Annotated in this window: 20 protein-coding genes; 16 read left to right on the forward strand and 4 right to left on the reverse strand. The window is 66.8% G+C overall.

Going from position 1 to position 24,744, the window contains the following annotated elements; translation table 11 throughout:
• The first annotated feature begins 14 nt into the window (after positions 1-14).
• The 3 genes from pyrF to GH664_RS14360 all read left to right on the forward strand — a co-directional run bounded on the left by pyrF (position 15) and on the right by GH664_RS14360 (position 3,108).
• Positions 15-851 (forward strand): orotidine-5'-phosphate decarboxylase, encoded by an 837-nt coding sequence (gene pyrF / locus GH664_RS14350; protein WP_153168764.1) that lies wholly within the window; start codon positions 15-17, stop codon positions 849-851.
• Positions 852-1,033: 182 nt separating this feature from the next.
• Complete coding sequence (ubiD, locus tag GH664_RS14355; RefSeq protein WP_153168765.1) at positions 1,034-2,524, forward strand: 4-hydroxy-3-polyprenylbenzoate decarboxylase; 1,491 nt, start codon at positions 1,034-1,036, stop codon at positions 2,522-2,524.
• A gap of 170 nt (positions 2,525-2,694) precedes the next feature.
• On the forward strand, positions 2,695-3,108 hold the full coding sequence (locus GH664_RS14360; protein ID WP_153168766.1) for a YccF domain-containing protein: 414 nt from the start codon (positions 2,695-2,697) through the stop codon (positions 3,106-3,108).
• Positions 3,109-3,115: 7 nt separating this feature from the next.
• Here the strand turns inward: GH664_RS14360 and dacB are convergent, their stop codons facing one another.
• Positions 3,116-4,570 carry a D-alanyl-D-alanine carboxypeptidase/D-alanyl-D-alanine-endopeptidase gene (gene dacB, locus GH664_RS14365; RefSeq protein ID WP_153168767.1) on the reverse strand — a complete coding sequence of 485 codons (1,455 nt, stop codon included), beginning with the start codon at positions 4,568-4,570 and terminating at the stop codon, positions 3,116-3,118.
• 205 nt (positions 4,571-4,775) lie between these two features.
• On the opposite strand from dacB, the gene GH664_RS14370 reads away from it, so the two are divergent.
• Positions 4,776-5,120 carry a hypothetical protein gene (locus GH664_RS14370; protein ID WP_153168768.1) on the forward strand — a complete coding sequence of 115 codons (345 nt, stop codon included), beginning with the start codon at positions 4,776-4,778 and terminating at the stop codon, positions 5,118-5,120.
• 48 nt (positions 5,121-5,168) lie between these two features.
• On the opposite strand, the gene lysA is transcribed toward GH664_RS14370, so the two are convergent.
• Positions 5,169-6,431: a diaminopimelate decarboxylase gene (lysA, locus tag GH664_RS14375; protein ID WP_153168769.1), complete on the reverse strand. Its 1,263-nt coding sequence runs from the start codon at positions 6,429-6,431 to the stop codon at positions 5,169-5,171.
• Positions 6,428-6,622 carry a lipoprotein gene (locus GH664_RS14380; protein ID WP_153168770.1) on the reverse strand — a complete coding sequence of 65 codons (195 nt, stop codon included), beginning with the start codon at positions 6,620-6,622 and terminating at the stop codon, positions 6,428-6,430. The genes lysA and GH664_RS14380 overlap by 4 nt, the downstream gene beginning before the upstream one ends.
• Before the next feature lie 45 nt (positions 6,623-6,667).
• Here GH664_RS14380 and cyaY point away from each other — a divergent pair, with 45 nt between their 5' ends.
• Positions 6,668-6,994: an iron donor protein CyaY gene (gene cyaY / locus GH664_RS14385; protein ID WP_153168771.1), complete on the forward strand. Its 327-nt coding sequence runs from the start codon at positions 6,668-6,670 to the stop codon at positions 6,992-6,994.
• 12 nt (positions 6,995-7,006) lie between these two features.
• Here cyaY and GH664_RS14390 read toward each other — a convergent pair whose 3' ends face one another.
• Positions 7,007-9,415, reverse strand: a complete 2,409-nt coding sequence (locus tag GH664_RS14390; protein ID WP_153168772.1) for a penicillin-binding protein 1A — start codon at positions 9,413-9,415, stop codon at positions 7,007-7,009.
• Between the two features lie 172 nt (positions 9,416-9,587).
• Between GH664_RS14390 and GH664_RS14395 the strand changes: the two genes are divergently transcribed.
• The 11 genes from GH664_RS14395 to GH664_RS14445 all read left to right on the forward strand — a co-directional run bounded on the left by GH664_RS14395 (position 9,588) and on the right by GH664_RS14445 (position 24,735).
• On the forward strand, positions 9,588-10,664 hold the full coding sequence (locus GH664_RS14395) for a pilus assembly protein PilM (protein WP_153168773.1): 1,077 nt from the start codon (positions 9,588-9,590) through the stop codon (positions 10,662-10,664).
• On the forward strand, positions 10,661-11,263 hold the full coding sequence (locus tag GH664_RS14400; protein ID WP_153168774.1) for a PilN domain-containing protein: 603 nt from the start codon (positions 10,661-10,663) through the stop codon (positions 11,261-11,263). The genes GH664_RS14395 and GH664_RS14400 overlap by 4 nt, the downstream gene beginning before the upstream one ends.
• Positions 11,260-11,937, forward strand: coding sequence for a type 4a pilus biogenesis protein PilO (locus GH664_RS14405; RefSeq protein ID WP_153168775.1), 678 nt, complete (start codon positions 11,260-11,262; stop codon positions 11,935-11,937). The genes GH664_RS14400 and GH664_RS14405 overlap by 4 nt, the downstream gene beginning before the upstream one ends.
• A complete protein-coding gene (locus GH664_RS14410; RefSeq protein ID WP_153168776.1) occupies positions 11,934-12,452 on the forward strand; it encodes a pilus assembly protein PilP in 519 nt (172 codons plus the stop codon). The genes GH664_RS14405 and GH664_RS14410 overlap by 4 nt, the downstream gene beginning before the upstream one ends.
• Positions 12,449-14,614 carry a type IV pilus secretin PilQ gene (pilQ, locus tag GH664_RS14415; RefSeq protein WP_153168777.1) on the forward strand — a complete coding sequence of 722 codons (2,166 nt, stop codon included), beginning with the start codon at positions 12,449-12,451 and terminating at the stop codon, positions 14,612-14,614. The genes GH664_RS14410 and pilQ overlap by 4 nt, the downstream gene beginning before the upstream one ends.
• A 109-nt stretch (positions 14,615-14,723) precedes the next feature.
• The gene (locus GH664_RS14420; protein ID WP_153168778.1) at positions 14,724-15,257 is read left to right on the forward strand and encodes a shikimate kinase; all 534 of its coding nucleotides are present in this window, start codon (positions 14,724-14,726) and stop codon (positions 15,255-15,257) included.
• Positions 15,245-16,327 carry a 3-dehydroquinate synthase gene (aroB, locus tag GH664_RS14425; RefSeq protein ID WP_153168779.1) on the forward strand — a complete coding sequence of 361 codons (1,083 nt, stop codon included), beginning with the start codon at positions 15,245-15,247 and terminating at the stop codon, positions 16,325-16,327. Before GH664_RS14420 ends, aroB begins: the two co-directional genes overlap by 13 nt.
• Positions 16,328-16,372: 45 nt before the next feature.
• Positions 16,373-17,497, forward strand: coding sequence for a deoxyguanosinetriphosphate triphosphohydrolase (locus tag GH664_RS14430; protein WP_153168780.1), 1,125 nt, complete (start codon positions 16,373-16,375; stop codon positions 17,495-17,497).
• Between the two features lie 264 nt (positions 17,498-17,761).
• On the forward strand, positions 17,762-22,444 hold the full coding sequence (locus tag GH664_RS14435) for a glutamate synthase-related protein (RefSeq protein ID WP_153168781.1): 4,683 nt from the start codon (positions 17,762-17,764) through the stop codon (positions 22,442-22,444).
• On the forward strand, positions 22,445-23,908 hold the full coding sequence (locus GH664_RS14440; RefSeq protein WP_153168782.1) for a glutamate synthase subunit beta: 1,464 nt from the start codon (positions 22,445-22,447) through the stop codon (positions 23,906-23,908).
• Between the two features lie 77 nt (positions 23,909-23,985).
• The gene (locus tag GH664_RS14445) at positions 23,986-24,735 is read left to right on the forward strand and encodes a sulfite exporter TauE/SafE family protein (RefSeq protein ID WP_228111530.1); all 750 of its coding nucleotides are present in this window, start codon (positions 23,986-23,988) and stop codon (positions 24,733-24,735) included.
• Positions 24,736-24,744: the final 9 nt, after the last annotated feature.

Genomic DNA, 24,744 nt, shown 5'->3' on the forward strand with positions numbered 1-24,744 from the left:
AACCAGGAGCTCGCATGCACTTCATGACCGCCCTGACGGCCGCCTGGCAGCAGCGCAACAGCCTGCTGTGCGTCGGCCTCGACCCCGACCCCGCCAGGTTTCCGGCCCACCTGCAGGGTCGCCAGGACGCCATTTTCGAGTTCTGCAAGGCCATCGTCGACGCGACGGCCGATCTCGTGTGCTGCTTCAAGCCGCAGATCGCCTATTTCGCCGCCCGTGGCGCCGAGGACCAGCTCGAGGCGCTGATCGAGCACATCCACGCGAAACACCCCGCGATTCCGGTGATCCTCGACGCCAAGCGTGGCGACATCGGCAGCACCGCCGAGCAGTACGCCATCGAGGCCTTCGAGCGCTTCAAGGCCGACGCGATCACGGTCAATCCCTACATGGGCCGCGACTCGATCGATCCCTACCTGGCCTACCCGGACAAGGGCGTGATTCTGCTCTGCCGCACCTCCAACCCGGGCGGCTCCGACCTGCAGTTCCTCGAGGTCGAGACGCCCAGGGGCCGGATGAAGCTGTATGAGCACGTCGCCCGCACCGTCGCCGAGGACTGGAACGCCAGCGGCAACTGCGGCCTGGTGGTCGGCGCCACCTTCCCGGCGGAGATCGCGCGCGTGCGCGATCTCACCGGTGACATGCCGCTGCTGGTGCCCGGTATCGGCGCCCAGGGCGGCGACATCGCCGCGACGCTGGCCGCCGGGCGCACGGCGAACGGCAACGGGCTGATGATCAACTCCTCGCGCGCGATCCTGTACGCAGGAGTCAAGGCGAATGAGGGCGAGGACTTCGCCGAGGCCGCGCGCAAGGTGGCGCTCGACACCCGGGATGCGATCAACGCGCACCGCTGAATGCGGCGGAATCGGCCGCGACCTTTCGTGCCACGAACGCAGCCGCGGGAGCGGGCTTGACCGCGAAGCCTCCGTGCTCAACCGCCGCCGTCACGACCAGGCCCCACCCATCGACCGACCCTGCCGCCGCAGGGGGCGTGGCAGTCATGCGCTGGACGCGGCCAACTTCTGGAAATCCCTGAATGAAATACGATGACCTGCGCGACTTCATCACCCAGCTCGAAGCCCGCGGAGAACTCAAGCGCATCTCGATGCCAGTGGACACGCATCTCGAGATGACCGAGATCGCCGATCGTGTGCTGCGCGCCGGCGGCCCGGCGCTGCTGTTCGAGAAACCGGTCACCAAAGGCGTGCCGCAGGCGATCCCGGTGCTCGCCAACCTCTTCGGCACGCCGCAGAGGGTGGCGATGGGCATGGGTGAGGACGTCGCCGACGGCAACTGGAGCACGCCGCTGCGTGAGGTCGGCAAGCTGCTCGCCTACCTGAAGGAGCCCGAGCCGCCCAAGGGTCTGAAGGACGCCTGGGACAAGCTGCCGGTGCTGAAGCAGGTGCTCAACATGGCGCCCAGGGAGGTCCGCTCCGCACCCTGCCAGCAGGTGGTGTGGCAGGGCGATGAAGTCGACCTCGCCAAGCTGCCGATCCAGCACTGCTGGCCGGGAGACGCCGCGCCGCTGATCACCTGGGGCCTGGTGGTGACGCGCGGGCCTCACAAGAAGCGCCAGAACCTGGGCATCTACCGCCAGCAGGTGATCGGCCGCAACCGCGTGATCATGCGCTGGCTGGCGCATCGCGGCGGCGCGCTGGATTTCCTCGAGCACCAGCGCGCGCATCCGGGCGAGCCTTTCCCGGTGTCGGTGGTGCTGGGCTGCGACCCGGCGACCATCCTCGGCGCGGTGACGCCGGTGCCGGACACGATCTCCGAATACCAGTTCGCCGGCCTCTTGCGCGGGGCCAAGACCGAGCTGGTGAAGTGCCTCGGCAACGATCTGCAGGTGCCGGCCTCCGCCGAGATCGTGCTCGAAGGTGCGATCCAGCCCAATGACATGGCGCCCGAAGGCCCCTACGGCGACCACACCGGCTACTACAACGAAGTCTCCGACTTTCCGGTGTTCACCATCGAGCGCATCACCATGCGGCGCGATCCGATCTATCACAGCACCTACACCGGCAAGCCGCCCGACGAGCCGGCGATGCTGGGCGTGGCGCTCAACGAGGTCTTCGTGCCGCTGCTGCAGAAGCAGTTCACCGAGATCGTCGATTTCTACCTGCCGCCGGAAGGCTGCTCCTACCGCCTCGCGGTGGTGAGCATCCGCAAGCAGTACCCCGGCCACGCCAAGCGGGTGATGTTCGGCATCTGGAGTTTCCTGCGCCAGTTCATGTACACGAAGTTCATCATCGTGGTGGATGATGACGTGAACATCCGCGACTGGAAGGAAGTGATCTGGGCGCTCACCACCCGCATGGACGCCACGCGCGACACCACGCTGGTCGATAACACGCCGATCGACTACCTCGACTTCGCCAGCCCGGTTGCCGGGCTGGGCAGCAAGATGGGGCTCGATGCGACCAACAAGTGGCCGGGCGAGACCAGCCGCGAGTGGGGTCGCCCGATCGTCATGGATACGGCGGTGAAGCAGAAGGTCGATGCGATGTGGAGCGAGCTCGGTCTGTAGCAGGGGGCTCGAGCTCGGGCGGGCACTATTCGAGCCCAAGCGCGCTCCTACGGCAACCCCTGCCTCGGTGGTGCGGGTCGGAGCGCGCTCGAGCGCGACCGGTACGTCGAATCGCGGTCAGGCCCTCCCCTGAAGGCCACCGCAGCCTCCCAATGAACAAAGGAAAACCGATGAGCAACCCCCATCCCGCCCCGCTCGAGGCCGGCCAGCCGTCCGAGAACATGGTGACCCTCACCCATCTGATCTACGCGCTGCATGCCTTCGCGGTGTTTTCCGGCGTGGTGGGATCGGCGACCATCATCGGCAGCTTCGTCGCCAGCCTGCCGTCGATCGCGGCCATCGTGCTGAACTACTGGAACCAGTCGGCGGTGCGCGGCACCTGGCTGGAGAGCCACTTCCGCTGGCAGATCCGCACCTTCTGGTTTGCGGTGCTGTGGATCCTGGTGTCGGTGCTGATGATGGTGACCATCATCGGCATCCCGTTTGCCCTGCTGCTGATCGGCCTGGCTGGCCTGTGGGTGCTCTACCGCGTGGTGCGCGGCTGGCTGGCGTTGATCAACCGCGGCACGATGCCGATGGATTGAGCAGTGATCAGGGCGAGGGTCGCAGGCCGCGGGCCCACACCCATTCGAGCAGCGCGTCCTGCGCTGCGGCGGAGTTCGCCGCCTCAGGGTGGTTGACCATCATGACCACTACATGGCGTTCGCCGCCGGCGTCCAGCACATAGCCGGCCATCGCGCGCACGCCGTTCAGCGTGCCGGTCTTGATGTGGGCCTGGCCGTTGGCCGGGCTGCCCGCCAGCCGCTTGCGCGCGGTGCCGTCGACGCCGGCGACCGGCAGCGCGGCGATGTATTCTGGCATCCACGGTCGTCGCCATGCAGCCTGCAGGAGCTGGCCCAGGCTCGCGGCGCTGGCGCGGGCGATGCGTGACAGGCCGGAGCCGTTTTCGATCACCAGGCCGCGGGTGTCGATGCCTGCCGTATCGAGCGTGTCGGCAGCGATGCGTGCGCCGCGCGCCACCATGTCGCCCGCCGCCCGCCCGTCGGCCGCAGGCGCGGCGCCCAGCGTCGCTAGCAATTGGCGCGCGATGACGTTGCTCGACCACTTGTTCATGTCGCGCACAATCTCCGCCAGCGGGGGTGATTCTTCCGTCAGGCGCGTCTCGGCCTCGCTCGGCGTGCTCCCCGCACGTACCTTTCCGTTCAGCGTGCCGCCGATTTCCTGCCACAGGCCGGCGACCAGCGCCGTGCCGAAATCGGCCGGTGGCAACGGCGCTGCGCTCCAATCGCGCGGTCCGCAACTGGCCGGCAGGCTGCCTGCCAGCACCAGGCGCGGGCCGGGCTCGAGGCGGGCGTCGAGGTCGCGATACCAGACGACGCACGGCCCGTCGGACGTGACCAGGCGGTTATCGATCACCAGCCCGGCGAGCGGCGGCTCGGTCGCGACGGATACTGCCTCCGAGGCGCGCGTTGCCGGGGTGAGCGCGAGCTGCAGCGTGTTCCAGTTCAGCAGCAGGCCGTCCGGGCCGCTGTTGTAGGGGCGCAGGCCACGGCCGTCGAAGGCGGCGGGGTCGTGCGGCGGCAGTGACAGGGCCGACGCGTCGAGCACGATGTCGCCCTTCACCGAACGGATGCCGAGCGCGCGCACGCGGCGCAGCATCTTCCACAGGCGGTCGTAGCCAAGCACCGGGTCGGCGCCGCCGACGATGTACAGGTCGCCGTCGAGGACGCCGCCATTCACCCGTCCGTGGCTGGCGATGCGCGTGCTCCAGGTGCGCGCGGGTCCAAGGCGCTCGAAGGCGGCGAAGGCGGTCACCAGCTTCATCACCGAGGCCGGGTTCATCGGCTGCGCCGCATTCACGGCCAGTGCTGGACGGTCGCTGCCGACGGGCTGAACCCAGATCGACACCGCGTCGATGGGCACCTTCGCCTGCTCCAGCGCGAGCCTGACGGTCGGAGGCAGCGGCTCGGCGGCAGCGAGCAACGTGACGCACGCCAGCAGTGTCGCGGTCAAATGGCGGAACAGGTGGGCGGTGCCGCGGAGCATGGGGAAAATCATCGCGAGGCGGGGGGCAAATATGGCCGCAATTGTGGAGGATGCCTCGATTCAGGGATGCTGCGGTGCCGCAAACGGCTTCCCATGCGCAATACTATACGGCATGGAAAACCGCGACGGACGAGCAGGCCGTCCGGCGCCCGCCCGGTGTTGGAGCTTCTGGCTTTTCGTCGGGCGCCTTGAGGATGTGGACATCATGAGCGGCTTCGGGCACTACGATCGCACGGCACGGGAAGTGGAACAGGAGATGATCAAGCGCGGCATCGCGCTGGGGCTCGATTGGGACAACGTGGCGACGATGCGCACGCTCGCCCGCGAGGCGCTTTCTTGCACTAGCGAATGCCGCCTGGGGCTGCTGCGCCATCCGGACTACGCGCAACGCGGCAAGGGCGAGCTGTTCGCGCTGTCCGAGCTGATGCTCAACACCATGCGCCAGAGCGCCCTGATCGGCGTGCACACCAGCGGCGGTCCGGTGTGGAAGGCGTTCGGGCGGGCCCTGTACGAGGAGGCGGCGCGCAGCAAGGAAGGCGCTGACGCGTGACGCGGGGGCCGGCTACTCGGTCCGGCCCGCAGTCGGGTGAGATTGCGCTCAGGGCAGCGGCTGTTCTGCGGCGAAGAGGTTCTCGACCGTTTCTCGTTCGCGCACGAGGTGGACCCGATCACCGTCCACCATGACTTCCGCCGCGCGTCCGCGGGTGTTGTAGTTCGAGCTCATCGTCATGCCGTAGGCCCCGGCCGAAAGGATGGCGAGCAGGTCGCCCTCGGCCACGGCCAGGCTGCGATCGTGGGCCAGGAAGTCGCCGCTCTCGCAGATCGGGCCGACGATCTCGTAGCGCTGCGGCGGCAGGGTGCGCTCATGCACGGCGACGACCTCGTGATAGGCGTCGTACAGCGCCGGTCGCGCAAGGTCGTTCATGGCCGCATCGACGATGGCGAAGTTCTTCTCCTCGCCCGGCTTCAGGTACTCGATGCGGGTCAGCAGCAGCCCGGCGTTGCCGACCAGCGAACGCCCCGGCTCGAAGCACAATTCCTCCTTGCGGCCTTCGAACGCGGCCAGTAGCGGCGCCAGGTATTCGGCCACCGCAGGCGGGGTCTCGTCCCTGTAGCGGATGCCCAGCCCGCCCCCAAGGTCGATGTGGTCCAGCGCGATGCCTTCGGCCGCGAGCTGGTCGACCAGGGCGAGCAACTTCTGCGCTGCCTCGACCATGGGCGCGGCATCCAGAAGCTGCGAGCCGATGTGGCAGGCGACGCCGTGGATGCGCAGGTGCGGCAGTTGCGCTGCGCGCCGGTAGAGCGCCGGCGCGTCATCGAAGGCCACGCCGAACTTGTTGCTCTTGAGGCCGGTGGAGATGTAGGGGTGAGTCTTGGGGTCGACGTCGGGATTCACCCGCAGCGCGATCGGCGCCGTTCTTCCGGCATCACCCGCCACTTCGTTCAGGCGCTCGAGCTCGGCCGCCGATTCGACGTTGAAGCAGCGGATGCCGGCTGCCAGCGCCTGGCGCATCTCCGCACGGCTCTTGCCCACGCCGGAGAACACCACCTTGCCGGCGTCGCCGCCGGCAGCGATCACGCGCGCCAGCTCGCCGCCCGAGACGATGTCGAAACCGGCGCCCAGCCGTGCAAACACCGACAGCACGCCGAGGTTGGAGTTGGCCTTCACCGCATAGCAGACGAGCGAGCGGCGGCCGCCCAGGGCCTGGCGATAGGCCTCGAAGGCGGCCGTCAGCGCAGCACGTGAATACACGTAGGCGGGCGTACCGTAGCGGGTCGCGATGTCCTGCAGCGCGACGTCCTCGAGGGCCAGCGCGCCATTGACGGCGTGGAGGGTGGGCGTGGGGTAGGGGTGGCTCATCGGGGTCTCAACGCAGGCGGAAGCCCGTCCTCCGGCGTGACGAAGCGTTTGCTATCATCAGCGCCCGCCTGCGGAGCGGCCGTGCCGGCCTGCCCCCTGGACGCAGGCGCCGGCATGTACAGCGGGCCCTTGATGCCACAGGCGGAAAGCAGCATGCAGCCGAGCACGATCACCAGAAACTTCGCTTGCATCGCCGTTCTTCGGGAAAAAGCGGAATGCTAACAGAAGGAGCCAGCATGGATGAGTCCGCATTCAACGCCCTCGCCGAGGCAGAACTCGCGCGCATCGAGACCGCGCTCGAGGACTGCGGCGCGGACATCGATATCGAACCCAAGCCCGGTGGCGTGCTCGAGATCGAGTTCGACAACGGCAGCAAGATGATCATCAACCGCCACACGGCGGCGCGCGAGATCTGGGTTGCGGCGCGCTCGGGCGGGTTCCACTTCCGGCCCGAGGCGGGGCAATGGCTCAACACGCGTGACGGTGCCGAGCTCTACGCGATGTTGTCGAAGCTGGTCAGCGAGCAGGGCGGCACCGCGATCAATGTGAGCCGCGGCGCCTGAGTCCGAGCGGGCTCAGCGCCCGATCGGCACCGGCACGCGGTCGACAACCGGTGCCGGCGCCTGCATTGCCGGCACGTCGCGCCGCGGCGCGGAATGCGCGGCCGGCGCCGGCGGTATCGCCTCTTCGGGCGCCTCCGTCGCCGGCGTTTCGTCGGTGAACATGTCCTTCAGCCAGTCCGGCACGGGCGGCGGCGCGGGCGGCTTGTTCTCGGCATAGATGTAGTCCTGCCGGCTGCCGTCGCCCGAGGGTACGGCCAGCAGGCCGCTGGGAAGTGGATGCTCGCGCTGCGGAACGTCCTGCAGCGCGACGCGCATGTAGTCGATCCAGATCGGCAAGGCCGCGGCGCCGCCGGTCTCGCCGCGGCCGAGGTTGCGCGGCTGGCTGTAACCCATCCACGTCACCGCCACGATGTTGCCGCCGTAGCCGCAGAACCAGGCGTCGAGATAGTCGTTGGTCGTGCCCGTCTTGCCGGCGAGATCGCTGCGGTTGAGGACGCGGGCGCGTGTCGCGGTGCCGGAGCGGACGACGTCCTGCATCATCGAATCGAGCAGCCAGGCGTTGCGCTCGTCGATCACGCGCGGTGCGCTCTCGCCGGCGATCGGCGGATCGGTGCGCGCGATCACGCGGCCATTGCCGTCGTGGATCTCCTTGATCACGAAGGGCTCGACGCGATATCCGCCATTGGCGAACACCGCATAGGCCGAGGCCATCTCCCATGGCGTGACCGAACCCGCGCCCAGCGCCATCGTCAGGTAAGGCGGATGCTTGGCCCCATCGAAGCCGAAGCGGGTGATGTAGTCCTGCGCGTAGTCGGGCGAGATCGCCTGCAGCAGCCGGATCGACACCATGTTCTTGGAACGCGCCAGGGCGCTGCGCAGCGTCATCGGGCCGCTGTACTTGCCGTCGTAGTTCTTTGGCTCCCAGGCCTGGCCGCCGGTGGTGCCGGCGGGGAAGGAGATGGGTTCGTCCCTCATCACGCTGCCCGGGCCGAAGCCGCGCTCGAACGCCGCGGAATAGATGAAGGGCTTGAAGCTGGATCCCGGCTGCCGCTGGGCTTGGGTGACGTGATTGAACTTGCTGCGGTTGTAGTCGAAGCCGCCGATCAGCGCCCGCACCGCGCCGCTGCTGGCGTCGATCGACACCAGGGCGCCCTGCGCCTCGGGCAGTTGCGTGATCTCCCAGCCCTTGCCGCCATTCACCGCGTGGATGCGCACGATCGCGCCGCGGCGGATGCGCCGGGTCTGCGGCGCCTTGTCGGCGAGCATCGGCGCAACAAAGCGCAGGCCGGTGCCCGAGATCGTGATGCGTTCGCCATGGCGGTACAGCGCGACCTGCTTCGGTGATGCCTCCAGCACCAGCGCGGCAAGCAGCTCATCGTAGTCGGCAGCGTCGCCCATCAGGTCGTCGAGCTGCTCGTCGTCGAGCTTGCCCGCAGGCAGGTCGACGAAGCTTTCGGGCCCGCGGTAGCCGTGGCGGCGGTCATAGTCGGCGACGCCCTCGCGCAGCGCGGCATAGGCCGCTTCCTGGTCCTTGCGCGTGATCGTGGTGATGATGCTGATGCCCAACTCGTAGGCGCGGTCGCCGAACTGCTCGACGGCGATCTGGCGCGCCATCTCGGCGACATAGTCGCCATGCAGCACCGGTTCGCCGCCATTGTTGGTCGCGCGGCGGCTGGTGACGGGCTGCGCTATAGCGTGGCGGAAAGCCGCCTCGTCGATGAAGCCGGCCTCGACCATGCGGCGCAGCACATAACGCTGGCGCAGCGTCGCGCGCGCAGGGTTGACGATCGGGTTGAAGGCCGATGGCGCCTTGGGCAGCCCTGCCAGCATCGCCGCCTCGGGCAGCGTGATCTCGCCGAGCGATTTGCCGAAGTAGGTCTTTGCGGCGACCGCGAAGCCGTAGGACCGCTGGCCGAGATAGATCTGGTTGAGGTAAAGCTCGAGGATCTCGTCCTTCGACAGGCTGCGCTCGATCTTCAGCGCGAGCAGGATTTCATAGAGCTTGCGATTGAAGGTCTTCTCGCGCGACAGGAAGAAGTTTCGCGCCACCTGCATGGTGATCGTCGAGGCGCCCTGGCCACGTCCGCCCGAGGTCACGTTGGCGATCGCTGCGCGCACGATGCCGAGCGGGTCGATGCCGGGATGTTCGTAGAAGCGCTCGTCCTCGGCCGCGAGGATGGCCTGCTTGAGGACGGGCGGCACGTCGGCGATATGCACCACGCTGCGGCGTTCCTCGCCGAATTCGCCCAGCAGGTAGCCGTCGGCAGTGAGCACCCGCAGCGGCACACGCGGGCGATAGTCGGTGAGGGTTTCGAGCGACGGCAGGTTGGGCCACGCGAACAGCGAGATGGCGACCAGCGTGGCGATGCCGAGGATCGCGAGCGAGATCAGCGCCGCAACCGGATAGAGGACCCAGCGCATTGGCAGTCCACAAGAAAAATCGGGTCGCTAGTATAAAGGAAGCCTTGCGGCGAGCCGTTACAGAACTCTGGCCGTGAAGTGTTGCGCTTTACACCCATGGTGGTTGTTGTTAGCATCCGACAAAAATGATTACAAATTGCGCGTAACATAAAGAAATTTAAGGGTTTTCTTTGTGATTGAGCTCTCCCTCTTCGGTTCCAGGGCGCACCAGCTTGCCGGACTCGATATCTCATCTTCATCGGTCAAGCTTGTCGAGCTGTCCGGAGGGGACAAGGACGGTTACAAAGTCGAGCGCTACGCGATCGAGACCCTGCCGCGCGATGCGGTGGTGGACGGCAACATCGCCAATCTCGAAGCAGTCAGCGAAGCGGTGGTGCGGGCGCTGCGTCGCTTCGGCCCGGGCGTGCGCAACGTCGCGATGGCGCTGCCGGCATCCTCGGTCATCACCAAGAAGATCATCCTGCCCGAGGGTCTGCGCGAGCAGGAAATGGAACTGGCGGTCGAGTCGGAGGCCAACCAGTACATTCCTTTCGCGCTCGATGAGGTGAACCTCGACTTCCAGGTCATCGGGCCCGCGCCCGGCAGCCCCGGCGAGGTCGAGGTGCTGATCGCCGCCTCGCGCAAGGACAAGGTCGAGGACCGCGTGGCCATCGCGCAGGCGGCCGGGCTGAAGGCAACGGTCGTCGATGTCGAGTCGCTCGCGATCGAATCGGCGCTCGAGCTCGTCAGCGCGCAGTTGCCCGGCGGCGGGCGCGACAAGGTGATCGCGCTCATCGATGTCGGCGCCAGCGTCATGAACGTGACCATGCTGCGCAACCGCGTCCCGGTGTACTCGCGCGAGCAGGCCTTTGGCGGTAATCAGCTCACCCAGGACATTTCCCGCCAGTACGGCATGAGCGTGGACGATGCCGAGGCGGCGAAGCGCGCGGGCACGCTGCCCGAAGCCTATGCGCGAGATCTCATGCGCCCCTTCATGGACAGCCTTGCGCTCGAGGTCTCGCGTGCGCTGCAGTTCTTCTTCACGTCCACCCAGTACAACCAGATCGACCATCTCGTGCTCGCCGGTGGCTGCGCCATCATGCCCGGGCTGGCGCAGGTGGTCGGTGCCCGCACGCAGATCGAGACCGTCATCGCGAACCCCTTCGCGAAGATGACCCTGTCTTCCAAGGTGCGGCCCAAGAACCTGCTTGCGGATGCGCCCTCGCTGATGGTGGCTTGCGGCCTGGCCTTGCGGAGATTCGACGCATGATACGGATCAACCTCCTCCCGCACCGCGAGGAAAAGCGCCGGCAGCGACGCAAGCAGTTCTATTCGCTGTCCGCAGCGATGGTGGTGCTGGGCGCGCTGATCGGCTTGCTGGTGCACACGATCTACGCGCAGTACATCGGCGCGCAGGAAGAGCGCAACGCCTTCCTCAAGTCCGAGATCGTCATCCTCGACCAGCAGATCGCGGAAATCCGCCGCCTGCGCGAGCAGATCGATGCGCTGCTGGCGCGCAAGCAGGTGATCGAATCGCTGCAGAGCACCCGCGCCGAGACGGTGCATCTGTTCAACGAACTCGCGCAGGTCATGCCGGAAGGCGTGTACCTCAAATCGGCCAAGCAGAACGGCCCGCGCATCACCCTGGTGGGTTACGCGCAGTCGAACGCGCGCGTCTCGCATCTGATGCGCAACGTCGATGGCTCGGCCTTCCTCGAGCAGCCGGCGCTGGTCGAAGTCAAGTCTGCTACGGTGAACAATCGTCGCGTGAGCGAATTCACCCTCAACGTCAGCATCAAGCAACCCAAGCAGGAACAGGCGGCGGCGAAGACCGCTGCGCCAGCGGCGGGCAAGGGAGTGGCGAAATGAACGCGAACGCCGCGCGGGGCAGTTTGCGCAACCTCGACCTGAAGCGCCTGGCGCAGGACTTTCGCGGGCTGGATGCAAGGGACCCAGGCGTTTGGCCGCTGGCGCCGCGCGTCGCCGTCTTCGTCGGCTTGCTGGTGGCCACTCTCGCTGCCTTCTGGTGGTTCGACTGGCGCGAACAGGCGCTGACGCTGGAGCAGCGCCAGGCCGAGGAACTCAGCCTGCGCGAGGAATGGGTCAACAAGAAGCGGCAGGCGGTGAACCTCGATGAACACCGCCGTCAGCTTTCCGAGATCGACCGTCAGTTCGGCGCGCTGCTCAAGCAACTGCCGAACCGGGCCGAGATGGACTCGCTGCTGTCGGACATCAACCAGGCAGGGCTGGGGCGCGGCCTGCAGTTCGATCTGTTCAAGCCGGGCTCGGATGTCATCAAGGATTTCTACGCCGAGATGCCGATCGACATCAAGGTGATCGGCATCTATCACGACCTCGGGGAGTTCGCCAGCGACGTCGCGCAAATGCCGCGCATCGTCACGCTCAACAATGTGGCGCTGGAGGCGGACAAGGACGGCAGGCTCAAGCTGGACGCCAAGGCGATCACCTACCGCTATCTCGACGAAGAAGAACTTGCGAAGAAGCGGGCAGCCGAGAAGGCTGCCAAGGGGAAGAACAAGTGAGGCGCACCGTGACCATCCTGGCATGCTGCCTTGGCCTGGGAGCGTGTTCGGGCGACGAACAGCAGGACATCCGGGCCTGGATGGACGAGCAGGCCAAGACCATGCGTGGCAGCGTCAAGCCGCTGCCCGAGATCAAGCCCTATGCGGTGGTGGCGTATTCCGCCTCGACCCTGGTCGAGCCATTCCGCGCCAGTCGCATCGAGCCGGAGAAGGCGCCCGGTGGGGTGCGGCCGGACACGCAGCGGCGCAAGGAGCCGCTCGAGGCCTATCCGCTGGAATCGCTGAAGATGGTCGGGGTCATGCGGCAGAACAAGGCGGTGAATGCGCTGATCATGGCGGACAAGAGCCTGTATCAGGTCAAGGTGGGGAACTATATGGGCCAGAATTTCGGCATCGTCACGAGCATCTCCGACACGTCGATGGCGCTGCGGGAACTGGTCGAGGACGTCAACGGCGACTGGGTCGAGCGCACGAGTACGCTGATGCTGCAAGAGCGCCAGGAGGGCAGGAAATGAAGAACCGCATCGGAGTGCTGGTGGCGGCGCTATGTGTCGCATTTGCGCCGGCTCAGGCGGCTCGCGCGCAGCAGGTTGCACAGCAGACGCAGTCGCTGCCCAACCAGATCGAATCGCTCGAGGTCGCCGAGCAGGGCGGTACGCTCTACGTCAAGCTCGGTCTCAAGCAGCCGCTCGCCGCGGTGCCGGCAAGTTTCAGCGTGGCCAACCCGGCCCGCATCGCGTTCGACTTCCCCGCCACCGGCAACGGTCTGGGCCGCACGCTGCAGAGCATCGAGCAGGGCGACCTGCGCAGCGCCAACATCGTTCAGGCCGGCGACCGCACGCGCCTGGTGTTGAACCTGGTGAAGGTCAGCCCGTACGAAACGCGCATCGACGGGCGCAATCTGATCATCGCCATTGCGCCGGCCGGTGCGAGCGCGGCCCCGGTCACCGCGGTTGGCCAGTCGTACGGCAATTTCGCCGAAGCGCGGGCCGCAGCGGTTGACGGCAGCAATGTCCGCGACATCAACTTCCGCCGTGGCAAGAATGGCGAAGGTCGCGTCGTGGTTGACCTGTCGCGCCCGGACGCCGGTATCGACATCCGCCAGCAGGGCGGCAACCTGGTCGTCGAGTTCCTCAAGACCTCGCTGCCGGAGCACCTGCGCCGCCGCTCGGACGTCACCGACTTCGCCACGCCGATTACTTCGATGGTGGCGCAGCAGCAGGGCGAGAATGCCCGCCTGGTGGTGACGCCCAACGGCATGTGGGAGCACAACGCCTACCAGAGCGACAACCAGTTCGTGCTCGAGGTCAAGCGCATCGTCGAGGACCCCAACAAGCTGGTGCAGGGCAACCGCGGTCAGTACCAGGGCGAGAAGCTGTCGCTGAACTTCCAGAACATCGACGTGCGCTCGGTGCTGCAAGTCATCGCCGACTTCACCAATTTCAACATCATCACGTCCGACTCGGTGCAGGGCAACCTGACGTTGCGCCTGAAGGACGTGCCCTGGGACCAGGCCCTCGACATCATCCTGCAGGCCAAGGGGCTGGACAAGCGCAAGGACGGCAATGTGATCTGGATCGCGCCGAGCGACGAGCTCGCTGCGCGCGAGAAGATGCAGCTCGAGGCCAAGGCGCAGATCGGCGACCTCGAGCCGGTGCAGACCGAGAGCTTCCAGATCAACTACCACAAGGCCAAGGAGATCGAGGACTTCATCACCAAGCGCAAGGACCAGTCGCTGCTGTCCAAGCGTGGAAGCGTGACGCACGACGACCGCACCAACAAGGTCTTCGTCAGCGACGTCAGCGGCCGGCTGCGCGAGGTGCGCAAGCTGATCTCGGAGATCGACGTGCCACCGCGCCAGGTGCTGATCGAGGCGCGCATCGTCGAGGCGAACAAGACGTTCGCGCGCGACTTGGGAGTGCGGTTGGGCTTTGGCAAGAGCACCCCGGTCAACCTTGGCGGCGGCGGCCGGCTGGGTTTCGGCAAGTCCGAGTTCGCGAGCGTCGATCCGACCACCGGGAAGATCAGCACCGCGACCGACCAGGCGCTCAATGGCATGGTTCAGCGCATAGGTGAGACCGCCACCAGTGGCGCAGCGGTTCCTGTCTCGGGCGCCTATGGTTCGGTTGCGCTGACGCTGTTCAACAAGGGGCTGACCCGTTTCCTGAACCTCGAGCTGCAGGCGCTCGAGTCCGACGGCCGCGGCCGCGTGGTGTCGAGCCCGCGAGTGCTCACCGCCAACCAGGTCGAGGCCTCGATCGAGCAGGGTACCGAGATTCCCTACCAGCAGGCGACGAGTTCCGGCGCCACCAGCGTGTCGTTCAAGAAGGCGGTGCTGTCGCTGAAGGTCACGCCGCAGATCACGCCGGACGGACGGCTGCAGTTGAAGGTCGAGGTCAACAAGGACCGTCCGCTGTTCGAGAACGCGCTGCTCGGCGTGCCGCCCATCGAGACCAAGAACGTCAAGAGCGAGGTGCTGATCGACAATGGCGGCACGGTCGTGATCGGCGGCATCTACGAGGAAGAAGAGACCACCAACATCGACCGCGTGCCGGTGCTGGGCGAACTGCCGGTGGTGGGCGGCCTGTTCCGCACCACGCGCAAGGACTCCAACCGCAAGGAGCTGCTGGTGTTCATCACGCCGCGCATCGTTGCCGACGCGCTGACGCTGCGCTGAGCGGCCTGATGCGGGCGCGCCGTTCGGCGCCCCGCACTGCTGATACAATGCCGGGCGGGCACCCCACGGGTGCCCGCCCCTTTTTTGATCACCTTCCGGCGAATCTGGCGTGAGTTGTCTGATATTGATCGGCATGATGGGAGCCGGGAAAACCACCGTCGGCAAGGAACTGGCGCGCCGCCGCGGCGTGCGCTTTGCCGATGTCGATCACGAGATCATCGCCCGCACCGGGGTCAGCATCCCGACCATCTTCGAGATCGAGGGCGAGGTCGGTTTCCGCAGGCGCGAATCCCAGGCGCTGGACGAACTGACACGCGAATCGGAGATCGTCATCGCCACCGGCGGCGGTTCGGTGCTCGACCCGGCCAACCGTGCGCTGATGTCGCAGCGCGGCGTGGTGGTGTACCTCAACGTGCCGCCGCAGATCCTGTGGGAGCGCACGCGCAACGACCGCAACCGCCCGCTGCTGCAGGTGGAAGACCCGCGTGCGCGCATCGAGGAGCTGCACCGCGCGCGCGATCCGCTGTATCGCGAGGTCGCCGACATCGTCATCGATGGCGGGCGCGGCAACCCCGGCACGATGGTGCGACAGATCGAGAAGGCCGTGCTCATGCTGGACAAGAAATTCCCATGCGAACCCTGAACGTAGCCCTCGGCGATCGGGCCTACCCGATCCACATCGGCCCGGGCCTGCTGACCCGCGCTGACCTGCTGCTGCCGGCGCTGAAGACGCCGCGTGCGATCATCGTCACCAACGACCTCGTCGGCCCGCTTTACCTGCAAACACTGCGCGCCACGCTGGAAGGCGCCGGCGTGCGCGTGTCATCGGTGGAACTGCCCGATGGCGAGTCGCACAAGGACTGGATGACGCTGAACCTGATCTTCGACGCCCTGCTCGAAGGGCGGTGCGAGCGCTCGACCACCCTGATTGCGCTGGGCGGTGGCGTCGTCGGCGACATGGGTGGTTTCGCCGCGGCGACCTACCAGCGCGGCCTGCCTTTCATCCAGGTGCCGACGACGCTGCTGTCGCAGGTGGATTCGTCGGTCGGCGGCAAGACGGCGATCAATCACCCGCTGGGCAAGAACATGATCGGCGCCTTCTACCAGCCGAGACTCGTGCTGGCCGACACCGCGACGCTGGGCACGCTGCCGCCGCGGGAGCTGGCGGCGGGCGCGGCCGAAGTGATCAAGTACGGGCTGATCCGCGATCGCGAGTTTTTTGTCTGGCTCGAGGCCAACCTCGAGCGCGTCATGGCGCGCGACCCGGAGGCGCTGGCCCATGCCATCGAGCGCTCCTGCCGCAACAAGGCGGAGGTGGTGGCTGCCGACGAGACCGAGCAGGGTGAGCGCGCGCTGCTCAACCTCGGCCACACCTTCGGCCATGCCATCGAGACGGGCATGGGTTACGGTGAATGGCTGCATGGCGAGGCGGTGGCCGCCGGCACGATGATGGCCGCCGAACTGTCGCGCCGCCTGGGCTGGCTGGGCGAGGCGGACGTCGCGCGCATCGGCGCCTTGTTCGAGCGCGCCGGGCTGCCGGTGTGGGGCCCGGTGCTGGGCGTCGACCGCTACCTCGACCTGATGTCGCACGACAAGAAGGTCGAGGCCGGCCGCCTGCGCCTGGTGCTGCTGCGGTCGATCGGCCAAGCGGTGCTCCATGCCGACGCACCGCGCGAGGACATTGCCGCGGCGATTGCGGCGCGCTGCCGCTGAACCCGGATTGCGGCGCCTGCCGCACCCACGCTGGAGGATGGCCGCATGATGCAGCTTGCCCCGTACGCGGTGACCGAAGCGAATTCTCGCGGCCGCCTGCATGACGAACCCGCGCCGGTGGCGCGTGGTCAGTTCCAGCGCGATCGCGACCGCATCGTGCATTCCACTGCCTTCCGCCGGCTGGAGTACAAGACGCAGGTTTTCGTCAATCACGAAGGCGATCTGTTCCGCACCCGGCTCACGCACAGCATCGAAGTCGCCCAGCTCACTCGCGGCATCGCGCGCGAACTGGGCCTGAACGAGGACCTCGCCGAATCCATCGCGCTGGCCCACGACCTTGGCCATACGCCCTTCGGCCACGCCGGCCAGGAGGCGTTGAACGCCTGTATGAAAGATCACGGCGGTTTCGAGCACAACCTGCAGTCGCTGCGTATGGTGGACCTGCTCGAGGACCGCTACGCCGCCTTCGACGGGCTCAACCTGATGTTCGAGACACGGGAGGGCATCCTCAAGCACTGCTCGCGAGGAAGTGCTGCGCAGTTGGGCGAGCTGGGCCGGCGCTTCCTGGAGGGCACGCAGCCCTCGCTCGAGGCGCAGCTTGCCAACCTCGCCGACGAGATTGCCTACAACAACCACGACGTGGACGACGGCCTGCGCTCCGGACTGATCACGCTCGAGCAACTCGAGGCAGTACCCATCTTCGCCGCCAAGCGGCGCGAGGTGGAGGCGCTGTGGCCGGGCCTCGGCGGGCGCAGGCTGATCAACGAGACGGTGCGCCGCATGATCCACACCATGGTGATCGACCTCATCGGCCAGACGCGCGTGAACATCGCCGCCGCGGGCGTGCACAGCCTCGCCGACGTGCGCGCCGCGGAGCGCCTCGTCGCCTATTCGGATGCGCTGCTGCCGCGCCTGCGCGAACTGAAGGTCTTCCTGCGTGACGAGCTGTACCGCCACTACCAGGTGCTGCGCATGACCAACAAGGCGCGTCGCATCGTCAGCGACCTGTTCGTCGCCTTCATGGACGACCCTCACATCCTGCCCCCGCAATACCAGGCCAAGGCGCGCGACGACAAGCCGCGGGCGATCGCCGACTACATCGCCGGCATGACCGACCGCTACGCGATGAAGGAGCACCGGCGGCTGTTCGCGGTGGGTGAAATTCACTGATGCGGGGTTTGTGTTTCAGGAAGATTGCCGCAATGCAAAAAAATCTTGAACCCTGCCCGGGTCGGGCGTATAGTTTTTTTGTCAACAGTCAGCGCGTCGGCGCTTCTTTAAAAGCCCGATGGCCTCTTCTGTTATGCACCACTGTGGTGCAGCCATAAAGCCGGTGCGCGCGCGCCCGGCTTTTTTGTGCGCGTTCGGTTTTGTTTTTTTCGGTCCCTCGGGGCCCCTGCGCGTGATCTTGCGTGTCGTTTGAGGAAGAAAGAGATGGATCTGCCCCAAAAGCAGGGTCTGTACGACCCCGCCAATGAACACGATGCCTGTGGCGTGGGTTTCATCGCCCACATCAAGGGCGAGAAACGTCATGACATCATTCTCCAGGGCCTCGAGATCCTGAAGAACCTCGACCACCGTGGCGCCGTCGGTGCCGACCCGCTGCAGGGCGATGGCGCGGGCATCCTGATCCAGATTCCCGATCAGCTCTTTCGCGAGGAAATGGCGAAGCAGGGCGTGGCCCTGCCGCTATCCGGCGAGTACGGCGTCGGCATGGTCTTCCTGCCCAAGGAGGCCGCTTCGCGCCTCGCCTGTGAAGAAGAGATCGAGCGCGCGGTCGTCGCCGAAGGCCAGGTCGTGCTGGGCTGGCGCGACGTGCCCGTCAACCGCGACATGCCGATGTCGCCGACGGTGAAGGCGATGGAGCCGGTGATCCGGCAGATCTTCATCGGCCGCGGCGCGGACGTCATGGTCACCGAAGCGCTCGAGCGCAAGCTCTATATCGTGCGTCGTCGCGCCGCGAACGCCATCGCCGAGCTCCAGCTCAAGCACGGCAAGGAGTTCTACATGGTCTCCATGTCGGCCCGCACCGTGAACTACAAGGGGCTGCTGCTGGCCAACCAGGTCGGCGAGTACTACGCCGACCTGCTCGACCCGCGTGCCGCTTCGGCGCTCGCGCTGGTGCACCAGCGCTTCTCGACCAACACCTTCCCGAAGTGGGACCTGGCGCACCCGTTCCGCTACATCGCTCACAACGGCGAGATCAACACCCTGCGCGGCAACTACAACTGGATGCGCGCGCGCGAGAAGGGCGTGCATTCGCCGCTGCTCGGTGACGACCTGCAGAAGATCTGGCCGCTGATCTACCCCGGCCAGTCCGACTCGGCCTCCTTCGACAACGCGCTCGAGCTGCTGGTGATGAGCGGATACTCGCTCGCCCACGCGATGATGATGATGATCCCGGAGGCCTGGGAGTCGCACACGCACATGGACGAGAAGCGTCGCGCGTTCTATGAATACCACGCGGCGATGATGGAGCCGTGGGACGGCCCCGCCGCGGTGGCGTTCACCGACGGCCGCCAGATCGGCGCCACGCTGGACCGCAACGGCCTGCGCCCGGCGCGCTACCTCGTCACCGATGACGGCCTGGTGGTGATGGCGTCCGAATCCGGCGTGCTGCCCATCCCCGACAGCAAGATCGTCAAGAAGTGGCGCCTGCAGCCGGGCAAGATGTTCCTGATCGACATGGAGCAGGGCCGCATCATCGGCGACCAGGAGCTCAAGGAGTCGCTCGCCAACGCCAAGCCCTACGCCGACTGGCTGCGCCGCATCAACATCAAGCTGGACACCCTGGAAGCGCCGGCCATCCTCGACGCTGCCGCAGCGGACGAGCGCGTCGCGCCGCTGCTCGACCGCCAGCAGGCCTTCGGCTACACGCAGGAAGACATCAAGTTCATCCTCGAGCCGATGGGCAAGTCCGGCGAGGAGGGCACCGGCTCGATGGGCAACGACTCGCCGCTGGCGGTGCTGTCGTCCAGGAACAAGCCGCTGTACAACTACTTCCGCCAGTTGTTCGCGCAGGTCACCAACCCGCCGATCGACCCGATCCGCGAGCAGATGGTGATGTCGCTGGTGTCGTTCATCGGCCCGCGCCCGAACCTGCTCGAGATCAACGAGATCAACCCGCCGTTCCGCCTCGAGGTGAGCCAGCCAGTGCTCGATTTCGAAGGCATGGCCAAGATCCGCAACATCGCGCGCTACACGCAGAACAAGTTCCGCTCCGCCGAGCTGGACATCTGCTACCCGGCCGAATGGGGCAAGGAAGGCGTCGAGGCGCGCCTCGCTTCGCTGTGCGCCGATGCCGAGAACGCGGTGCTGGGCGGCACCAACATCCTGATCGTGTCGGACCGCAAGCTGACGGCCGACCGCGTCGCCATTCCCGCGCTGCTCGCGCTGTCGGCGATCCACCAGCGCCTGGTGGAAAAGGGCCTGCGTACCCGCACCGGCCTGGTGGTCGAGACCGGTTCGGCGCGCGAAGTGCACCACTTCGCCGTGCTTGCCGGCTATGGCGCGGAAGCGATCCACCCCTACCTCGCGCTCGAGACCCTGGCGCACCTGGCCGACGACGCGGAGGCCGCGGCCAAGTACGTCAAGCACTTCGTCAAGGCGATCGGCAAGGGCCTCATGAAGGTCATGTCCAAGATGGGCATCTCGACCTACATGTCCTACACCGGCGCGCAGATCTTCGAGGCGGTGGGCCTCAAGCAGGCGCTGCTCGACAAGTACTTCACCGGCACCACCAGCCAGGTGGAGGGCATCGGCGTGTTCGAGGTGATGGAGGAGTCCATCCGCCTGCACAAGGCCGCGTTCAGCGCCGACCCGGTGCTGCACGACATGCTCGACTCCGGCGGCGAGTACGCCTTCCGCATCCGCGGCGAAGAGCACATGTGGACGCCGGATGCCATCGCCAAGCTGCAGCACGCGACGCGCTCGGGCAAGTCCGACACCTACAAGGAATACGCCAGGATCATCAACGACCAGAGCCGGCGGCACATGACGCTGCGCGGCCTGTTCGAGCTCAAGCCCGCCGGCGCGCCGGTGCCGCTGGACGAAGTCGAACCCGCCAAGGAGATCGTCAAGCGCTTCGCCACCGGCGCGATGTCGCTCGGCTCCATCTCCACCGAGGCGCACACCACGCTGGCGGTGGCGATGAACCGCATCGGCGGCAAGTCGAACACCGGCGAGGGCGGCGAAGACCCGATGCGCTTCAAGCCGCTGACCCAGGCGATCAAGCTGTCGCAGGTGATCGGCGAGCAGCGCGTCGCGCGCGACCTGGAGCTCTCCGCGGGTGACTCGCTGCGTTCGGCGATCAAGCAGGTGGCCTCCGGGCGCTTCGGCGTCACCGCCGAATACCTGGTCAACGCCGACCAGATCCAGATCAAGATGGCCCAGGGCGCCAAGCCCGGCGAGGGTGGTCAGTTGCCCGGCCACAAGGTGTCGGAATACATCGGCTTCCTGCGCCACTCGGTGCCGGGCGTCGGTCTCATCTCGCCGCCGCCGCACCATGACATCTACTCGATCGAGGACCTGGCGCAACTCATCCACGACCTGAAGAACACCAACCCGGCGGCCAGCATCTCGGTCAAGCTGGTGTCGGAGATCGGCATCGGCACGGTGGCGGCCGGCGTGGCCAAGGCCAAGGCCGATCACATCGTCGTCGCCGGCCATGACGGCGGCACCGGCGCCTCGCCGTGGAGCTCGATCAAGCACGCCGGTTCGCCGTGGGAGCTCGGCCTCGCCGAAACCCAGCAGACCCTGGTGCTCAACCGCCTGCGCGGCCGTGTGCGGCTGCAGGTCGACGGCCAGATCAAGACCGGTCGTGACGTCCTCATCGGTGCGCTGCTCGGCGCCGACGAGTTCGGCTTCGCCACCGCGCCGCTGGTCGTCGAAGGCTGCATCATGATGCGCAAGTGCCACCTCAACACCTGCCCGGTGGGCGTCGCCACCCAGGACCCGGTGCTGCGCGCGCGCTTCTCCGGCCAGCCCGAGCACGTGGTCAACTACTTCTTCTTCGTCGCCGAAGAAGTGCGCGAGCTGATGGCCCAACTCGGCATCCGCAAGTTCGCCGACCTGATCGGCCGTGCCGACCTGCTCGACATGAAGAAGGGCATCTCGCACTGGAAGGCGCAGGGCCTGGATTACTCGCGCATCTTCTACCAGCCGCGCGTGCCGGCCGATGTGCCGCGCCTGCACGCAGAAACGCAGGACCACGGGCTCGACAAGGCGCTCGACCACCAGTTGATCGCGCTGGCGAAACCGGCGCTGGAGAAGGGCGAGAAGGTCAACATCGACCTGCCGGTGCGCAACATCAACCGTACCGTCGGCGCGATGCTGTCCGGCGAGGTGGCGGCGCACTACGGCCATGCCGGGCTGCCCTCCGACACCATCCACATCCGCCTGAACGGCACCGCCGGGCAGAGCTTCGGTGCCTTCCTGGCGCGCGGCATCGCGCTCGAGCTGGTGGGTGAGGGCAACGACTACGTCGGCAAGGGCCTGTCGGGCGGTCGCATCATCGTGCGTCCGAAGGCCGAGTTCCGCGGCGCCACGCCGGAGAACATCATCGTCGGCAACACCGTGCTCTACGGTGCGACCGAAGGCGAGGTCTATTTCGCCGGTGTCGCCGGCGAGCGCTTCGCGGTGCGCAACTCCGGCGCCACCGCGGTGGTGGAAGGTGTGGGCGACCACGGCTGCGAATACATGACCGGCGGCACCGTCGTCGTGCTCGGCCAGACCGGCCGCAACTTCGCTGCCGGCATGTCGGGCGGCGTGGCCTACGTGCTGGACGAGGACGGCAGCTTCGAGCGGCGCTGCAACATGGCGCAGGTCGCGCTCGAGCCGCTGCCCGACGAGATCGCCGCGCGCAAGGGCTCGGAGTCGGGCGACGAGCTCGAATCCCACGGCCGTGTCGACATCGACCACCTGACGATGGGCGACGAGCTCATCCTCAAGGGCCTCATCGAGCGCCACGTCCGCTTCGCCGGCAGCGTGCGCGCCCGCGAGATCCTGAACAACTGGAGCGTCTGGCGGAAGAAGTTCGTCAAGGTGTTCCCGCACGAGTACCGCCGCGCGCTGGCCGAGATGGCGCAGCAGCGCGATGCAGAGAAGGAGGCCGCATAAATGGGCAAGCCCACTGGATTTCTGGAATATCAGCGCCTGTCGGAGGCCTACGAGCCGGTCGACAAGCGCCTGAAGACCTACAAGGAATTCGTCGTCCGCCTCACCGATGAGCAGGCGTCGGTGCAGGGCGCACGCTGCATGGACTGCGGCATCCCGTTCTGCAACAACGGCTGCCCGGTCAACAACATCATCCCCGACTGGAACGACCTCGTGTATCGCGGCCACTGGCGCGAGGCGATCGAGGTGCTGCACTCCACCAACAACTTCCCCGAGTTCACCGGCCGCATCTGCCCCGCGCCCTGCGAGGCCGCGTGCACGCTGAACATCAACACCGAGGCGGTGGGCATCAAGTCGATCGAGCACGCGATCATCGACAAGGCCTGGGAAGAAGGCTGGGTGGTGCCGCAGCCGGCCGATGTGCGGACGGGCAAGAAGGTCGCCGTCGTCGGCTCCGGCCCGGCGGGCCTCGCCGCTGCGCAGCAACTGGCGCGCGCCGGCCATGACGTCACCGTGTTCGAGAAGAACGACCGCATCGGTGGCCTGCTGCGCTACGGCATTCCCGACTTCAAGATGGAAAAGTCGCTGATCGATCGCCGAGTCGAGCAACTGCAGGCGGAAGGCGTCGTCTTCCGCACCGGCGTGCTGGTGGGCGCCAAGGAAGTGCCGGCCGGCATCGTCAATGACGCGAAGCAAGTGATCAGCGCCGAGCAATTGCAGCGGGAGTTCGACGCGGTGGTGCTCGCCGGCGGCTCGGAAGTGCCGCGCGACCTGCCGGTGCCGGGCCGCGAGCTCGGCGGCGTGCATTTCGCGCTCGAGTTCCTGATCCCGCAGAACAAGCAGGTCGCCGGCGACAAGCCGAACCCGATCTCGGCCAAAGGCAAGCACGTGGTGGTGATCGGCGGTGGCGACACCGGCTCCGACTGCGTTGGCACCTCCAACCGCCACGGTGCGGCGAGCGTGACCCAGTTCGAGCTGATGCCGATGCCGCCCGAGCAGGAGAACAAGCCGCTCGTCTGGCCGTACTGGCCGACCAAGCTGCGCACCTCGTCGTCGCACGAGGAAGGCTGCGAGCGCGACTTCGCCGTCGCCACCAAGGAGTTCATCGGCAAGAACGGCAAGGTCAAGGCGCTCAAGGCCTGTCGCCTGGAGTTCAAGGACGGCAGGATGTCCGAAGTGCCGGGCTCCGAGTTCGAGATCAAGGCCGACCTGGTGCTGTTCGCGATGGGCTTCACCAACCCGGTGGGCGGCGTGCTGGAAGCCTTCGGCGTCGATAAGGACGCGCGCGGCAACGCCAAGGCGACCACCGACGGTGCCGGCTGCTACACGACCAACGTGCCCAAGGTGTTCGCCGCCGGCGACATGCGCCGCGGGCAATCTCTTGTCGTGTGGGCGATCAGAGAGGGGCGCCAGTGCGCGCGCGCTGTGGATGAGTTCCTGATGGGCGAGAGCCTGCTGCCGCGCTGATCAGCCGGTTGTGGGCGATGTGTGGGGCGGTCCTTGGGCCGCCCCAAGTTTTTTGAGCGGGAGCGTTGCGCGTGGAAATGGATGCCGTCGGATGGTTCGTCACCGCCGTGGCGGTGCTGCTGACCGGCATCTCCAAGTCGGGGCTGGGCGGCGCGCTCGGCGGGCTGGCGGTGCCCTTCATGTCGATGTGGATCTCGCCGCGCGACGCAGTGGCGGTGATGTTGCCCATCCTCATCGCCATGGACTTCGCCGGCATCCGCGCCTGGCGCGGCAAGGCCGACTGGGCCGAGTTGCGGCTGCTGATTCCGTCCGCGCTGGTCGGCATTGCGCTCGGGACGCTGGCTTTCGGCGTGCTGCCCGACCAGGTGGTGAAGGGCGCGGTCGGGCTGATCGCCGTCGCCTTCGCGCTCGACCGCGTGTTGCGGCGGGGGCGGGCGGCGTCGGCCGTGGCGGGTGATCGCAAACGGGGCTTCGCCTGGCTGTGCGGCGCCGGCGCGGGTTTCACCAGCACGCTGGCGCATGCCGGCGGGCCGCCAGTGATGATCTACCTGCTGAGCCGCAAGTTGCCCAAGCAGGCCTTCGCCGCCACCTCGGTGTTCTTCTTCGCGGTGATCAACCTAGCCAAGCTGCCGTTCTATCTTGGTCTCGACCTGTTCAATCGCGACACCTTGCTGATGTCGGCGATGCTGCTGCCGCTGGTGCCGATCGGCGTGTTTGCCGGCATGCGCTTGCTGGCGCGCATTCCAGAAAAGCCCTTCTATCTGTTCGCGACCGCGGCGCTGGGACTCTCAGGCGCCAAACTGTTGTGGGATGCGCTGATGGGGTGACGCGGGAGG

The organism is Thauera sp. 2A1 (assembly GCF_009469595.2).
Lineage (GTDB): Bacteria > Pseudomonadota > Gammaproteobacteria > Burkholderiales > Rhodocyclaceae > Thauera.

Excerpts from the sequence above, each read along its gene's own strand:
- GH664_RS14370 (WP_153168768.1), top strand. The coding sequence starts at position 4,776 with ATGAGCGGCTTCGGGCACTACGATCGCACGGCACGGGAAGTGGAACAG.
- GH664_RS14360 (WP_153168766.1), top strand. The coding sequence starts at position 2,695 with ATGAGCAACCCCCATCCCGCCCCGCTCGAGGCCGGCCAGCCGTCCGAG.
- GH664_RS14380 (WP_153168770.1), bottom strand. The coding sequence starts at position 6,622 with ATGCAAGCGAAGTTTCTGGTGATCGTGCTCGGCTGCATGCTGCTTTCC.
- GH664_RS14435 (WP_153168781.1), top strand. The coding sequence starts at position 17,762 with ATGGATCTGCCCCAAAAGCAGGGTCTGTACGACCCCGCCAATGAACAC.
- ubiD (WP_153168765.1), top strand. The coding sequence starts at position 1,034 with ATGAAATACGATGACCTGCGCGACTTCATCACCCAGCTCGAAGCCCGC.
- pyrF (WP_153168764.1), top strand. The coding sequence starts at position 15 with ATGCACTTCATGACCGCCCTGACGGCCGCCTGGCAGCAGCGCAACAGC.
- GH664_RS14430 (WP_153168780.1), top strand. The coding sequence starts at position 16,373 with ATGATGCAGCTTGCCCCGTACGCGGTGACCGAAGCGAATTCTCGCGGC.
- pilQ (WP_153168777.1), top strand. The coding sequence starts at position 12,449 with ATGAAGAACCGCATCGGAGTGCTGGTGGCGGCGCTATGTGTCGCATTT.
- lysA (WP_153168769.1), bottom strand. The coding sequence starts at position 6,431 with ATGAGCCACCCCTACCCCACGCCCACCCTCCACGCCGTCAATGGCGCG.
- cyaY (WP_153168771.1), top strand. The coding sequence starts at position 6,668 with ATGGATGAGTCCGCATTCAACGCCCTCGCCGAGGCAGAACTCGCGCGC.
- dacB (WP_153168767.1), bottom strand. The coding sequence starts at position 4,570 with ATGCTCCGCGGCACCGCCCACCTGTTCCGCCATTTGACCGCGACACTG.
- GH664_RS14390 (WP_153168772.1), bottom strand. The coding sequence starts at position 9,415 with ATGCGCTGGGTCCTCTATCCGGTTGCGGCGCTGATCTCGCTCGCGATC.
- GH664_RS14400 (WP_153168774.1), top strand. The coding sequence starts at position 10,661 with ATGATACGGATCAACCTCCTCCCGCACCGCGAGGAAAAGCGCCGGCAG.
- GH664_RS14440 (WP_153168782.1), top strand. The coding sequence starts at position 22,445 with ATGGGCAAGCCCACTGGATTTCTGGAATATCAGCGCCTGTCGGAGGCC.
- GH664_RS14405 (WP_153168775.1), top strand. The coding sequence starts at position 11,260 with ATGAACGCGAACGCCGCGCGGGGCAGTTTGCGCAACCTCGACCTGAAG.
- GH664_RS14445 (WP_228111530.1), top strand. The coding sequence starts at position 23,986 with ATGGATGCCGTCGGATGGTTCGTCACCGCCGTGGCGGTGCTGCTGACC.
- aroB (WP_153168779.1), top strand. The coding sequence starts at position 15,245 with ATGCGAACCCTGAACGTAGCCCTCGGCGATCGGGCCTACCCGATCCAC.